The 13,777-nt window shown below is 66.0% G+C and carries 12 protein-coding genes; 6 read left to right on the top strand and 6 right to left on the bottom strand.

Going from position 1 to position 13,777, the window contains the following annotated elements; genetic code table 11:
* Positions 1 to 273 precede the first annotated feature (273 nt).
* A complete protein-coding gene (locus tag QGG75_14120) occupies positions 274 to 1,152 on the top strand; it encodes an NAD(P)-dependent oxidoreductase (protein ID MDP6068369.1) in 879 nt (292 codons plus the stop codon).
* Positions 1,153 to 1,174: 22 nt separating this feature from the next.
* Here QGG75_14120 and hemB read toward each other — a convergent pair whose 3' ends face one another.
* A complete protein-coding gene (gene hemB, locus QGG75_14125; GenBank protein ID MDP6068370.1) occupies positions 1,175 to 2,191 on the bottom strand; it encodes a porphobilinogen synthase in 1,017 nt (338 codons plus the stop codon).
* Between the two features lie 211 nt (positions 2,192 to 2,402).
* On the opposite strand from hemB, the gene QGG75_14130 reads away from it, so the two are divergent.
* A complete protein-coding gene (locus tag QGG75_14130) occupies positions 2,403 to 5,633 on the top strand; it encodes a methylmalonyl-CoA mutase family protein (GenBank protein ID MDP6068371.1) in 3,231 nt (1,076 codons plus the stop codon).
* 12 nt (positions 5,634 to 5,645) lie between these two features.
* Here QGG75_14130 and QGG75_14135 read toward each other — a convergent pair whose 3' ends face one another.
* Together QGG75_14135 and hemA are read right to left on the bottom strand one after the other, a co-directional pair.
* The gene (locus tag QGG75_14135; protein MDP6068372.1) at positions 5,646 to 5,861 is read right to left on the bottom strand and encodes a hypothetical protein; all 216 of its coding nucleotides are present in this window, start codon (positions 5,859 to 5,861) and stop codon (positions 5,646 to 5,648) included.
* Positions 5,862 to 5,885: 24 nt separating this feature from the next.
* A complete protein-coding gene (hemA, locus tag QGG75_14140; GenBank protein MDP6068373.1) occupies positions 5,886 to 7,112 on the bottom strand; it encodes a 5-aminolevulinate synthase in 1,227 nt (408 codons plus the stop codon).
* A 210-nt stretch (positions 7,113 to 7,322) separates the two neighbouring features.
* Between hemA and QGG75_14145 the strand changes: the two genes are divergently transcribed.
* Positions 7,323 to 7,715: a RidA family protein gene (locus tag QGG75_14145; GenBank protein MDP6068374.1), complete on the top strand. Its 393-nt coding sequence runs from the start codon at positions 7,323 to 7,325 to the stop codon at positions 7,713 to 7,715.
* 16 nt (positions 7,716 to 7,731) lie between these two features.
* Here QGG75_14145 and QGG75_14150 read toward each other — a convergent pair whose 3' ends face one another.
* Positions 7,732 to 8,469 carry an adenylate/guanylate cyclase domain-containing protein gene (locus QGG75_14150; GenBank protein MDP6068375.1) on the bottom strand — a complete coding sequence of 246 codons (738 nt, stop codon included), beginning with the start codon at positions 8,467 to 8,469 and terminating at the stop codon, positions 7,732 to 7,734.
* Between the two features lie 123 nt (positions 8,470 to 8,592).
* On the opposite strand from QGG75_14150, the gene glyA reads away from it, so the two are divergent.
* A complete protein-coding gene (gene glyA / locus QGG75_14155; protein ID MDP6068376.1) occupies positions 8,593 to 9,900 on the top strand; it encodes a serine hydroxymethyltransferase in 1,308 nt (435 codons plus the stop codon).
* Positions 9,870 to 10,835: a DMT family transporter gene (locus tag QGG75_14160; GenBank protein ID MDP6068377.1), complete on the top strand. Its 966-nt coding sequence runs from the start codon at positions 9,870 to 9,872 to the stop codon at positions 10,833 to 10,835. The genes glyA and QGG75_14160 overlap by 31 nt, the downstream gene beginning before the upstream one ends.
* On the opposite strand, the gene QGG75_14165 is transcribed toward QGG75_14160, so the two are convergent.
* Positions 10,816 to 11,328: a MarR family transcriptional regulator gene (locus QGG75_14165; GenBank protein MDP6068378.1), complete on the bottom strand. Its 513-nt coding sequence runs from the start codon at positions 11,326 to 11,328 to the stop codon at positions 10,816 to 10,818. The genes QGG75_14160 and QGG75_14165 overlap by 20 nt on opposite strands.
* Before the next feature lie 62 nt (positions 11,329 to 11,390).
* A complete protein-coding gene (locus tag QGG75_14170; GenBank protein ID MDP6068379.1) occupies positions 11,391 to 12,689 on the bottom strand; it encodes an MFS transporter in 1,299 nt (432 codons plus the stop codon).
* A gap of 189 nt (positions 12,690 to 12,878) precedes the next feature.
* Between QGG75_14170 and QGG75_14175 the strand changes: the two genes are divergently transcribed.
* Entirely contained in the window at positions 12,879 to 13,742 is an 864-nt protein-coding gene (locus QGG75_14175; protein ID MDP6068380.1) for an adenylate/guanylate cyclase domain-containing protein, read from the top strand.
* The last annotated feature ends 35 nt before the right edge of the window (positions 13,743 to 13,777 follow it).

Here is a 13,777-nt window from a genome sequence, read left to right on the forward strand (position 1 = left end):
CGCCTCGCCCGAAAGGAAATGGGTCTCCGCTTGGTTCATGTTGGGAATTTGCCTCCCCCCACCTATCTAGTCCGGCATGCCCCGGATGGCTCACGAAATCGGCCACAATGGTAGCGGAACGGGTCACAACTCGGAACCATATTCGGTATTTGGGCTCGGCCAGGGGTGGTGTATTGATGGGTTTGTAAAAATAAGTTCGAAAAATCGACTCTGCCCCAATTTTTCGTTAGACCAGGGGCCAAGGTGAAGCAATCAGGCAAGGGGAATGACGAGATGAGCGAAAAGGTCGCCTTTATCGGGCTGGGCGTCATGGGCTATCCCATGGCCGGGCATTTGGCCGCGGCGGGCCACCAGGTTACGGTCTACAACCGCACGGCCGCCAAGGCCGAAGCCTGGGTGGCCGAACACGGCGGCAGCAGCGCCGCCACCCCGGCCCAGGTGGTCGCAGGCGCAGGCTTCGTCTTCTGTTGCGTCGGCAACGACCACGATCTGCGCAGCGTCACCACGGGCCCCGACGGCGCCTTTGCCGGCCTGGCCCAGGGTAGCGTCTTCATCGACAACACCACGGCCTCGGCCACCGTTGCCCGCGAACTCGAGGCGGCGGCCGCCGAGAAGGGCGTGGGCTTTCTCGATGCCCCCGTCTCGGGCGGCCAGGCCGGGGCTGAAAACGGCGCCCTGACGGTGATGGTGGGCGGCCAGGCCGCGACCTTCGAACGCGCCCGGCCGCTGATCGAATGTTACGCCAAATCGGTCGGCCTGATGGGCCCCTCGGGCGCCGGCCAGTTGACCAAGATGGTCAACCAGATCTGCATCGCCGGCGTGGTTCAGGGCCTGGGCGAGGCCTTCAGCTTCGGCAAGCGGGCCGGCCTCGACGTGGCCCAGGTGGTGGACGTCATCTCCAAGGGCGCGGCCCAATCGTGGCAGATGGAGAACCGCTTCGAGACCATGCTGGCCGGCCACTACGAACACGGTTTCGCCGTTGATTGGATGCGCAAGGACTTGGGCATTTGCCTCGAGGAAGCGCGCCAGAACGGTGCCCGCCTGCCCGTGGCGGCCCTGGTCGACCAGTTCTACGCCCAGGTCCAGAACCTGGGCGGCAACCGCTGGGACACCTCGAGCCTGATGGTGTTGCTGGATCCGGACAACGATTGAGGGGCGCCGCCAATCGCGCCCCTTACTCCTGGGCCAGCTTCTTGGCCGCGGCCATGGCGAAATAACTCAAAATCCCGTCGCCGCCGGCGCGCTTGAAGGCCAGCAGGCTTTCCATCATCACGCGTTCGCCCTCGAGCCAGCCGTTCTGGGCGGCGGCCGTCAGCATGGCGTACTCGCCACTGACCTGGTAGGCGTAGGTGGGCATGGCGAATTCGTCCTTCACGCGGCGCAGCACGTCCAGGTACGGCATACCCGGCTTGACCATCACCATGTCGGCGCCCTCGGCGATGTCGAGCGCCACCTCGCGCAAGGCCTCGTCGGAGTTGGCCGGGTCCATCTGGTAGGTCTTCTTGTCGCCGCCGGCCAGGCTGGGGGCCGAGCCCACGGCATCGCGGAAGGGGCCGTAGAAGGCCGAGGCGTACTTGGCGGCATAGGCCATGATCTGCACCCGCTCCAGGCCCTCGCCGTCGAGGGCGTCGCGGATGGCCCGCACGCGGCCGTCCATCATGTCGCTGGGCGCGATGACGTCGCAGCCCGCCTGGGCCTGCACCAGGGCCTGGCGGCAGAGCACGTCGAGGGTTTCGTCGTTGACGATGTAGCCATCGCGCAACAGGCCGTCGTGGCCGTGGCTGGTGTAGGGGTCCAGCGCCACGTCGCACATGATGCCCATCTCGGGCTCGGCGTCCTTCAATGCCCGCACGGCGCGGCAGACCAGATTGTCGGGATTGTAGGATTCCTCGCCCTCGGACGATTTCAGTTTGGCGTCGGTGAAGGGGAATAGCGCCATCACGGGAATGCCCACGGCCCGGGCCTCGCCGGCCGCCCCGATCAGGCGGTCGATCGAGAGCCGCTCGACGCCGGGCATCGAGGCCACCGGTTCGACCACGTCTTGGCCCTCGACCACGAAGACCGGCCAAATCAAGTCATCGACGCTGAGCCGGTTTTCGGCCACCAGACGGCGCGACCAGGGGTGGCGGCGGTTGCGGCGCAGGCGGGTGCGGGGGAAGCCCTCGCCGCGGATCTTGATATGGTGCTTCATGGTGCCCATCCGTGGCTATGCCGAGAGCCGGAGATTGTAGGGCAAATACTGTGCAAAAGCAGCCGGCGTCATGCTAAGGAAAGCGCCAGCGAAGAAGCCAAGGAATTTGGAGGTATCCCGGGTGGACGACACGACCTTGGGCAAGAGCTTGGCCACCAAGGGCCGCCGGCGGTCCGGCAAAAGGGGTGCCGGGCGCCCCCTCGGGAACGCCGTGCGCTTCGTCACGGCGACCAGCCTGTTTGATGGCCACGACGCCTCGATCAACGTCATGCGGCGCATGATCCAGGCGGCCGGAGCCGAGGTCGTGCATCTGGGCCACAACCGGTCGGTCGACGAGATCGTCACGGCGGCCATCGACGAGGACGTACACGGTATCGCTGTAAGCTCCTACCAGGGCGGCCATATGGAGTTCTTCAAGTACATGGTCGATCTCTTGAAGGAGCGCCGGGCCCGGCACATCAAGATCTTTGCCGGCGGCGGCGGCGTCATCATCCCCGAGGAGGCGGCCGAGCTCGAGGCCTACGGGGTTTCGCGCATCTATTCGCCCGAGGACGGCCAGAAACTAGGCCTCAAGGGCATGATTGACGATCTCGTGGGGCGGGCCGATTTCGATCTCTCGCGCAAGCTGCCGAAATCGCTGGCCGGCCTGAAAAAGGGCGACCGTGGTGCGCTGGCGCGCTTCATCACTGCCTTCGAGGCGGGCAAAGCCACGAAAAAGCTGGGCCGCGAGATTGCCGCCCTGGCCAAGAGCCGGGGGCCGGCACCGGTGGTCGGCATCACCGGCACCGGCGGGGCCGGCAAGTCGTCGCTCACCGACGAGTTGATCCGCCGCTTCCGCGCCGAGCAACCCGACCTCGAGATCGCCGTGATCGCCGTCGATCCTTCCAAGCGCAAGTCGGGCGGCGCGCTTCTCGGCGATCGTATCCGCATGAATGCCATTGGGCCGCAAGGATCCGGCGCCGCCGGCCAGGTCTATATGCGCTCGCTGGCGACGCGTGGCTCAGGCCACGAACTGGCGCGCTGCCTGCCCGCCGCCATCATGTGTTGCCAGGCCGCGGGTTATGGTTTGGTGCTGGTCGAGACTTCGGGGATAGGCCAGGGCGATGCCGGTATCGTGCCCCACGTCGATCTGGCGATTTACGCCATGACGCCGGAATACGGCGCCGCCAGCCAGCTCGAGAAGATCGACATGCTGGATTTCGCCGACCTGGTGGCGATCAACAAGTTCGACCGCAAGGGCGCTGACGATGCTCTCAGGGACGTGCGCAAGCAGGTTCAGCGCAACCACGAACGTTTTGCCGCGGCACCCGAGGAGATGCCGGTCTTCGGCACCATCGCCGCCAAGTTCAACGACGAAGGCGTGACGGTGCTTTATCAAGCCGTTCTCGACGAGCTCAGGGCGCGCGGCCTGGCCGACTGGCCCTCGGCGCTGCCGTGTGGCGATGGGGTTTCGTCGCGCCGCCGCCCGATCGCGCCCAGCGAGCGCACGCGCTACCTGGGCGAGGTGGCGGAGACGGTTCGCGATTACCGCGCCGAAGCGCGGCAAAAGGCCATTGCGGCGCGCGAACGCCAGCAACTGCTGGCCAGCCGGGGCATGCTCAAGGGCCGGGCCGGCAAGCCCGAACTCGAGCGTATCAGCGCCCTGGCCAAGGAGCGCGAGGCCCGGATCGGTACCCAGGCCCTGGCGCTGCTGGCCGCCTGGCCGAAGTTGCGCGAGGCCTATGGCGGCGACGAGTTGGTCACCCGGGTGCGGCGGCGCGAGATTCGCACGCGCCTCAACAGCACCACCATCTGCGGCAGCGAGATCCCCAAGGTGGCGCTGCCCAAGTTCACCGACGAGGGCGAGATCCTGCGCTTCCTGCTGGATGAGAACCTGCCCGGGCACTTCCCCTTCACCGCCGGCGTCTTCCCCTTCAAGCGTGAGGGCGAGGACCCGACGCGCATGTTCGCCGGCGAGGGCGATCCCTTCCGCACCAACCGTCGTTTCAAGTTGTTGTCGCACGACCAGCCGGCCAAGCGGCTCTCGACCGCCTTCGATTCGGTAACGCTTTATGGCCACGACCCCGATCCCCGCCCCGACGTTTACGGCAAGGTGGGCAACTCGGGCGTCTCCATCGCCACGCTGGACGACATGAAGGTGCTCTATTCCGGCTTCGATCTCTGTCACCCCCTGACCTCGGTCTCGATGACCATCAACGGCCCGGCGCCGGCCATCCTGGCCATGTTCCTCAACACCGCCATGGACCAGCGCCTGGCCGAGTTCCAGGCCACCGAGGGCCGGGCGCCCGACCGGCGCGAGGAAAAGCGCTTGCGCAAATGGGTGCACGAAAACGTCCGCGGCACCGTCCAGGCCGACATCCTCAAAGAGGACCAGGGCCAGAACACCTGCCTCTTTTCCACCGAGTTCAGCCTCAAGGTGATGGGCGACATCCAGGAATATTTCGTCGCCAATAGCGTCAACAACTTCTATTCGGTGTCGATCTCGGGCTACCACATCGCCGAAGCCGGGGCCAATCCCATCAGCCAGCTCGCCTTCACCCTGGCCAATGGCTTTACCTATGTCGAAAGCTACCTGGCCCGGGGCATGAAGATCGACGACTTCGCGCCCAACCTCTCGTTCTTCTTTTCCACCGGCATGGACCCGGAATATTCCGTGCTGGGGCGCGTGGCCCGGCGCATCTGGGCGGTGGCCATGCGCGACAAATACGGTGCCGGCGAGCGCAGCCAGAAGCTCAAGTACCACACCCAGACCTCGGGCCGCTCGCTGCATGCCCAGGAGTACGCCTTCAACGACATCCGCACCACGCTGCAGGCCCTGGTCGCCACCTACGACAACACCAACAGCCTGCACACCAACGCCTACGACGAGGCCATCACCACGCCGACCGAGGAATCGGTGCGCCGCGCCGTGGCCATCCAGATGATCATCGGCAACGAATGGGGCTTGGGCAAGAACGAGAACCCCAACCAGGGCTCGTTCGTGATGGAGGAATTGACCGACCTGGTGGAGGCCGCGGTGCTAGCGGAATTCGACCGCATCAGCGACCGCGGCGGCGTGCTCGGTGCCATGGAGACGGGCTACCAGCGCGGCAAGATCCAAGATGAATCGCTCTATTACGAGACAGCCAAGCACGACGGCAGCTATCCCATCGTCGGCGTCAATACTTTTGTCAATCCGGACGCCACGGAGGTGGGCGGCGCCACCAAGCTGGAACTGGCGCGTTCGACGGAAAAGGAAAAGAAGTCACAACTGAAGCGCCTCAAGGCTTTCCACAAGCGCCACGCCAAAGCGGCCCCGGCCATGCTGGAACGCCTCAAGGCGGCTGCTGCGGCGGGTGACAACGTCTTCGAGGTGCTGATGCAGGCGGTGCGCGTCTGCTCGCTGGGCCAGATCACCAACGCGCTCTTCGAGGTCGGCGGCCAGTACCGCCGGAACATGTAGGGGAGCGGCGCCCTATGCCTTCAGGCCGCGCTCCCGGGCTTCGGCCTCGCGGCGTTTCTTCTCGATGACGTATTCCAGCTTGCGCACGGCGTTGCGCTTGGGGGTCTCCGGCCCGGCGTTGGCCGGTCCCACCATCGAGACCTCGATCATGGTTACCGGGTCGATGGCCGAGACCTTGACGGTCTTGCCCACGCGCACGAACTCGATCAGATAGGGCTCGCGCGCCATGCCCCGCCGATTCCGAACGGCCCCTCAGGCCGCCCGCTTGAGACCCAGCTTGCCCCAGATCTCGTTCATGGCGGCCACCAGGCGAGCCATCATCTCGTCCGTGTGGTGGGGCGTTGGCGTGAAGCGCAGCCGTTCCGTGCCGCGCGGCACGGTGGGGTAGTTGATGGGTTGGACGTAGATGCCGTAATTGTCGAGCAGGATGTCGGAAACCTGCTTGCAGAGCACCGCGTCAGCCACCATCACGGGCACGATGTGGCTTACCGAAGCCATGGCCGGCAGGCCGGCCTCGGCGAACAGGCGCTTGAGCCGGGCGGCCCGTTCCTGGTGCTTCTGCCTGAGCTCGTCGTGGGCCTTGACGTAGCGCACGCTGGCCAGCGCTCCGGCCGCCACCACCGGCGACAGCGCCGTCGAGAAGATGAAAGCCGAGGCGAAGCTGCGGATGGCATCGAGGATGGCGGCCGGCCCGGCAACGTAGCCGCCGCCGACCCCGAAGGCCTTGCCGAGCGTCCCGTTGATCACCGTCGGCCGGTGCATGATGCCCTCGCGCTGGGCGACGCCGCCGCCGCGCTGGCCGTAGAGCCCGACGGCATGCACTTCGTCGAGGTAGGTCATGGCGCCGTAACGATCGGCGATGTCGCAGAATTCGCCGATGGGGGCGATGTCGCCGTCCATGGAATAGACCGATTCGAAGGTCACCAGCTTGGGCCGCTCGGGTGCCAGCCCGCTGATCAGCTCCTCCAGATGGGCGGCGTCGTTGTGGCGGAAGATCTTCTTTTCCACCCGCGAATTGCGGATGCCCTCGATCATCGAGGCGTGATTGAGCTCGTCCGAGAGGATGACGCAGTCCGGCAGCAAGCGTGCGATGGTGCTCAGCGAAGCCTCGTTGGCGTTGTAGCCCGAGGTGAAGATGAGCCCGGCCTCTTGTTCGTGAAGCGCCGCCAACTCGCGCTCCAGCAGCGCGTGATAGTGGTTGGTGCCCGAGATGTTGCGTGTACCCCCGGCGCCGGCGCCGCACTCGTCGATGGCGGCGCGCATGGCGTCCAGGATCACCGGGTGCTGGCCCATGCAGAGATAGTCGTTCGAGCACCAGACAGTTACTTCCTCGGTGAGCTCCTCGCTGCCGTCGCCGGCGCTGTAGCGGGTGGCAACGGGGAAGTCGCCGGCGTGGCGCGAGAGCTCGGCGAACACCCGATAGCGGCCCTCCGACTTGAGCTCATCGATGCGCTCGGCGAAATGTTTGACGTAGTCCATCACGAGGGCCCTCCCGGCCCGTCAGGGGCAAGCACACGCCCACAGAGTCTAATATAGGGCGCGCGCGCCGCCAATTGTGCAAATCTCCCGACCTTTGGCCTTGATTTTTGTCAAGGGGAAAAGGCTGCGGCGGCGCCATTTCACATTCGGGGAAAGCGGGCTAAAGTCGTCGTCAGCGCCCTGGCCGAGCTGACAGAATTGGAGATCGTCATGGAATTCATCAATCCCGAGGGTTGGGAAAGGCCCCGCGGCTATTCCAACGGCGTCGCCGCCGAGGGCCGCCAGATTTTCATCGCCGGGCAGATCGGCTGGACGCCCGACCACCAGGTGCGGGAGGGCTTCGGGGCCCAGGTCAGGCAGGCCTTCCAGAACACCGTCGACGTTCTGGCGGCAGCCGGAGCCAGACCCGAGCATTTGGTGCGCATGACCTGGTTCATCACCGATCGCGAGGCCTATTCGGCTGCCGGGCGGGAGATCGGCGAGGCCTACAAGGCCACCATCGGCAAACACTTCCCGGCCATGACCGTGGTCGAGGTGTCGCGGCTGTTGCACGACGACGCCCTGGTCGAGATCGAAAGCGCAGCCGTGGTGCCGAAGGACTGAGCCGCATTTCCCTCCGTTACCGGCGTTCAATCATTCTTGCCGCCAGCAAAAGACCGATAGCGACGAACGCGACAAGCGCCGCAACCCCCAGCATCGGTTTCAGTGCGTCGGCAAACCATCCCAGCACGATTAGACCAGGTGCAACGAAAAGCGTTATCACCCCACCGAGCCTGAGATCACGGTCCAGGTTCTTGCCGTCGGCCTCGCTTGTAACCGGCTGGGTTTTGGGCGGGGGCTTTGCCGTCTGGCCGGCCGGCGCCAGGCGATAGACCCGCACCGGTGCCGAGACGTGCTTGACCTGCTGCTCGCCGATGTCCTGGTAGGAGGCGGCGATCTGGTTCCTGATCTGCTCGTAGACGCCGCCCGAGATGCAGATGCCGCCGGGCTCGGCCAGGCCTTCGATGCGGGCGGCGATGTTGACGCCCTCGCCGTGAATGTCCTCGCCGTCGTCGACGATGTCGCCGAAGTTGACGCCCATGCGGAAATCGAGCGGGCTCCCGGCCAATTGCTGCTGCAGGGCGAGGGCGCAGCGGACGGCGTCCTGGATGCTAGGGAACTCGGCCAGGAAGCCGTCGCCCGTGTGCTTGACGATGCGTCCGGAATGCCCGGCGATGGCGGGATCGACGATTTCGGCCTGGGCCGTCTGCCAGGCGGCGACGGTGGCGTCGGTGTCCGCTTCCATGAGGCTCGTGTAGCCCACCACGTCGGCAGCCAGGACCGCCGACAAGCGCCTTTGCACCTCACGTTCGTTCATCCCTCGCGCACCTCGTCCGGGTGTCGGCGCGATCCTACACAAACTCCGTGGGGTGGGCCAAGCGGCGGTATCGTCGACAACTCCAACTTGTGACGAAAGCCGGCCGGAGGTAGAGAAGGAGTTATGTGCGCCGAACGTCATCGGGCCGGGCTCGAGCCCCACCCCGGCTATTTCACCGACGGACTCGAAGCCGCCGACGCGGAAGTGGCGGCGGCGCTGGCCGACGAGCTGGGCCGCCAACGCGACGGCATCGAGCTCATCGCCTCGGAGAACCTGGTCAGCCGGGCGGTTCTCGAGGTTCAGGGCTCGGTCTTCACCAACAAGACCGTCGAGGGCTATCCCGGCCGGCGCTACTACGGCGGCGCGGCGCCGGCCGATGCCGTCGAGCGCCTGGCCATCGAACGCGCGACGCGGCTCTTCGGCTGCCGCTTCGCCAATGTGCAGCCCCATTCCGGCAGCCAGGCCAACCAGGCCGTCTATCTGGCGCTCTTGGAGCCCGGCCAGCGCATCCTCAGCATGGCGCTGCCGGCCGGCGACCATCTCAGCCACGGTGCCCCGGTCAACCTGACGGGCAAATGGTTCGACGTGGTGCCCTATGGCGTGCGCCGCCAGGACGGCCTGATCGACTACGACGAGGTCGCCGATTTGGCGGCTGAATCCCAGCCGAGGCTGCTCATTGCCGGCGGCTCGGCCTATCCCCGCCAGATCGATTTCGAACGCCTGCGCCGGATCGCCGACGCCGTCGGTGCCTGGCTGCTGGTCGACATGGCGCATTTCGCCGGCCTGGTGGCCGGTGGCGTTCATCCCAGCCCGCTGCCCCACGCCGATGTCGTCACTACCACGACCTACAAGAGTCTTCGGGGCCCGCGGGGCGGCATGATTCTGTGCAACGACGCCGATCTCGCCAAACGCTTCGATCAGGCGGTCTTTCCAGGCTTGCAGGGCAGCGTGCTGCTGCCCACGGTGGCGGCCAAGGCGGTCTGCCTGGGCGAGGCGCTGAGGCCCGAATTTGGCGACTATGCCCGACGTTCGCTGGACAATGCCCGGGTTCTGGCCGCCACGCTGACGGCCCGCGGTCTGGGCCTGGTGGCCGGTGGCACCGACACCTCGCTCTTGCTGCTCGACCTTCAGTTGCTCGGGCTGACCGGCGACGTGGCCTCCGAGAGCCTGGAAAACGCCGGTCTCACCTGCAACAAGAACGCCGTGCCCTTCGATCCCCAGCCGCCGCGGGTGACTTCGGGATTGCGCTTTTCCTCGGCCGTGGGTACGACGCGGGGCTTTTCCACGGCGGAGTTCGCAGCCGTGGGAAACCTCATCGCCGACGTGCTTTCCGCTTTGGCTGCCAATCCCGACGACAACCAGGTCGCCGAGGCGGCGGCAAGAGAAGTGGTGACGGATCTTTGTCGAAAATTTCCCATCTATCCGACTTGAAGCCCGAGGCGCCCCCCGATTTGCCCACCCGGCTGCCGCTCAAGGGCCTGTTGTTGTTGCTGACGCTGATGCTGGCGTGGGGCCTGAGCTGGCCCACCATGAAGGTGGCGGTGGGCTACATCCCGGTTTTCAGCTTCCGTTCGTTCTGTGCCGTCATCGCTGCCGTGGCCATCTTTGCCATGGCTCGGGCGGCCGGCCACCGGCTGGCCATGCCGCGGGGCTATCGCGGCTGGGTGGTGCTGGCGGGGCTGCTCAACCTCTTCGGCTGGATGTTCTTTTCGGCCCTGGCGCTGACCGTCAGCCCCACCGGGCAGACCGCCATCATCGCCTACACCATGCCGCTGTGGGCCTTCCTGGTGGGTATCCCGCTACTCGGCGAACGGCCGACGGCGCTACGCTGTCTGGGTTTGCTTCTCGGCATGGGGGCGATCGGGCTGCTGGCCTGGCGCGGCATAAACGGGTCCGATGCCTCGATTTGGGGCGTTGCGGCGATGGCGGTCGGAGCCGTCATGTGGGGGGCCGGCACGGTGGTCGTCAAGTACGTCAATTGGCCGGTGCCGATGCTGGTGGTGACAGGCTGGCAGTTGGTGGCGGCAGCGGTGCCGTTGACGCTGGGGATGCTGCTGGAGATCGACAGCCTGGAACCCTTACCGCCGGTCGCCATGGGGGCGCTCTTGTATTCGGCGCTGGGCGGCATCGCCGTCGGCTACTGGATCTGGTTCCGTATCGTCGAGATGGTGCCGGCCGGGGTGGCGGCGCTGTCGTCGCTGGCGGTGCCTGGGGTCGGCGTGGCCTCGGCGGCGCTGGTTCTGGGCGAGCCGGTAACCTGGGTCGAACTCACCGCCCTGGGGCTACTGTTCGCGGCGCTGACGACGGTGCTGCCGCTGCCCGATCTCAAGGAGCTGTTTGCTCGGGTTAACGCCGACCGTGGTTGATTTCGTCGCTCCAGAAGCGCTCCAGGGTGCGCAGCGACTGATTGATTTCCTCGAGGTCGCCGAGCGCTATCACGCCCTCGGCCAGGGCGGCCACGTGGCGCTGGTAAAGCACGTCGATCTCGTCGCGCAACTCGAGCCCCTTGGCCGAGAGGTGAATGCGCACCGAACGCCGGTCGTAGGTCGAACGTTCCTGCTCGAGAAAGCCGTTCTCGACCAGCTTCTTGAGGTTGTAGGTGACGTTGGAGCCCAGGTAGTAGCCCCGTGAGGTGAGCTCGCCGACGGTCATCTCGGCGTCGCCGATGTTATAGAGGATGAGGCTCTGGACGTTGCTCACGTCATTGCGCCCGAGATGGTCGAGCTCGACCTTGACGAGGTCGAGGAATTGCCGGTGCAGGCGCTCGATCAGCTGCAGCGACTCGAGATAGACGGCTTTGCCGTCGACCGCCTCGCCCTCGGCAGCCGCTTCCTCTACCGCGCTGTGTGACTCCGCCATGCCTTTGCTTTCGGCCCCCTCAACCAATCTCGGCAACAGTCTGTCATAGAAGAGGGGTTTTCTTAAGAGCCAATTTGGGCCGGGGTCGGGCGCAGGTCGTTGGCCGCCAGCTGCTCCTCGAAGGCGAACTCGATCTGGTAGTCTTCGCCGCGGGGGTCCAACTCGCCGACCAGCGGCGTGGTGCTCAAGGTCGCAACGTAGGGCGCCTGGTCGGCCAGCGGCAGTGCCGCCCGGGCGCTACGGCGGTAGAGCGTGAGCAGCGCCAGCGCCGCCGTGACGGCGGCGATGTAGGCGAACAGGCCGCCCGGTCCCATCGCCGCCATGACGCCCGAGGCGGCCAGCGGCCCGATCACCGCGCCGATGCCGTAGAACAGCAAGAGCCCCGACGAGACCGCCACCAGTTCGCTGGCCTCGGCGTGGTCGTTGGCCTGCGACAAGCCCTGGCCGTAGACCGTGAAGGCGCAGCTGCCGTAGAGCACGATCAGTCCCAGGGCGGCCTCCGGGTTGACTCCCACCAGCCACAGCGCGCTGCCCGAGAGGCCCATGACCAGACAGGTGCCGAGCACTACCAGGCGGCGTTCGATGCGGTCGGAAAGCCAGCCGATGGGCCACTGCAGGGCGAGGCCGCTGAGCACCGCCAGGGCCACGAAGTCGGCAATGCGCTCGGGCGCCAGGCCGATGCCCAGGACGTAGACCGGGGCCAGGCTGTAAAAGGCGCTGTTCACCAGCCCGGCTCCGAAACACAGCGCCAGGCCCAGCGGCGAAAGCTCGAGCAGTCGGCGAAAGCCAACCCGGGTGGGTCCCTCGATGGCCGGCGCCGCCGTGCGCGTCAGCACGATCGGCACCAGCGACAGCGTCAGCAACACCGAAACCAGCACGAAAAGCTCGAAACCGGCCGGGTCGGCAAGCTTGAGGAAGAACTGGCCGCCCCCCACCGCGGCATATACGGTGACCATGTAAAGTGACAGCACGCGGCCCCGTGTTTCGTTGCCGGCGCGGGCGTTGAGCCAGCTTTCTGTGACCATGAACATGCCCGCCGCGCTATAGCCGGTGAGGGCTCGCAGCAGGGCCCAGACCAGCACCTCGTCGCTCACCGCGTGCAGCAGCGCCGAGACCGAACAGAGCGCCGCGAAAGCGGCGAACGAGCGGATGTGTCCGGCCCGCTCGACCACCCGGTGGCCGCTGATGGTGGCCAGGATGAAACCGAAGAAATAGCACGACAGCACGGCGCCGATGGCCAACGGCGTTAGACCGGCAAGGCCCAGCCGCAAACCCAGCAGGGAATGCAACAGCCCATTGCCGGCGGCCACGGCGGCAAAACCAATCAGCAGGGCGGCGACGGCCGGCACGACCTGGATCACGAACTCACTCCCAAACCCTCATACCTCACTGTGACCCACATAGAACGTGAAAAGGTGATCATCAATAAGGGTTTAGATGAAATTTTTCGATCGAAACAATGCACTTTCCCGCTTTATGCGAGAGGGACCGCTAAATCGCTTCAAAACGGCGGCTGCCGAACCTAGATAGCAATGAACGGAAGAGAGGGCTTGTCCTTGGCCGCAGACAACGTGGAACGCAAGCTGACGACGGTGTTGGTGGCCGACGTCGCCGGCTATAGCCGTTTGATGGACGGCGACGAGGAAGCCACGCTGGCCACGCTTTCGGACTACCGCGAGGCTTTCGCGGGCCTGATCGAGCGCCATCGCGGCGCCATCATCAACAGTGCCGGCGATTCCCTGCTGGCCGACTTCCCCAGCGTCGTCGAGGCCGTGCAGTGCGCCGTCGAGGTGCAGCAGGAACTGGGCGGGCGCAACGCCGACCTGCCCCAGGGCCGGCGCCTGGATTTCCGCATCGGCGTCAACCTCGGCGACGTCATGGTCCGTGGCGGCGATCTCTTCGGCGAGGGCATCAACGTGGCTGCGCGGCTGCAGGAGATCGCTCAGCCCGGCGGCATCTGCGTCTCCGGTTCGGTCTACGACCAGGTGCGCAACAAGCTCAGCTTAGGCTTCGAATTCCTCGGCCCGCGCGCGGTCAAGAACATCGCCGAGGAAGTGCCGGTCTATCGCTTGCAGACCGGCGCCGAGGTCGACATCGAGGCCGAGCTGCCGGGCAGCGCTGCGCCCCGGGGCCGGGGCCCAAGCGTCGAGGACCGGGCCCAGCGTGAAGTGCTGCGCCTGCGCCGCTTTTACCGCACGCTGACCTGGTACGGCTCTTTGATCGGATTCCTTTTCGTCATCAACATGCTGACCTCGCCCTTTTCCTGGTGGTGGTACTGGCCGGCGCTCGGTCTCGGCATTCCGCTGGCCTTCCAGGCGCTTAGGGTCTTCAACCCCGTCGACCGCCTGCTGGGCCATGACTGGGAAGAGCGCAAGCTGGCGGAGGTCAAGGCCAAGCTCGAGCGCCAGGGCTAATACTGGGGGCAAATACTGGGGACAGGAACCAGTAT

Source organism: Alphaproteobacteria bacterium, from assembly GCA_030740435.1.
Taxonomy (GTDB): Bacteria; Pseudomonadota; Alphaproteobacteria; order UBA2966; family UBA2966.

What these genes read in the sequence shown, in the direction of transcription:
- QGG75_14150 (MDP6068375.1), bottom strand. Translation starts at nt 8,469, where the DNA reads ATGAACGAACGTGAGGTGCAAAGGCGCTTGTCGGCGGTCCTGGCTGCC.
- QGG75_14135 (MDP6068372.1), bottom strand. Translation starts at nt 5,861, where the DNA reads ATGGCGCGCGAGCCCTATCTGATCGAGTTCGTGCGCGTGGGCAAGACC.
- QGG75_14120 (MDP6068369.1), top strand. Translation starts at nt 274, where the DNA reads ATGAGCGAAAAGGTCGCCTTTATCGGGCTGGGCGTCATGGGCTATCCC.
- QGG75_14145 (MDP6068374.1), top strand. Translation starts at nt 7,323, where the DNA reads ATGGAATTCATCAATCCCGAGGGTTGGGAAAGGCCCCGCGGCTATTCC.
- QGG75_14165 (MDP6068378.1), bottom strand. Translation starts at nt 11,328, where the DNA reads ATGGCGGAGTCACACAGCGCGGTAGAGGAAGCGGCTGCCGAGGGCGAG.
- glyA (MDP6068376.1), top strand. Translation starts at nt 8,593, where the DNA reads ATGTGCGCCGAACGTCATCGGGCCGGGCTCGAGCCCCACCCCGGCTAT.
- hemB (MDP6068370.1), bottom strand. Translation starts at nt 2,191, where the DNA reads ATGAAGCACCATATCAAGATCCGCGGCGAGGGCTTCCCCCGCACCCGC.
- hemA (MDP6068373.1), bottom strand. Translation starts at nt 7,112, where the DNA reads ATGGACTACGTCAAACATTTCGCCGAGCGCATCGATGAGCTCAAGTCG.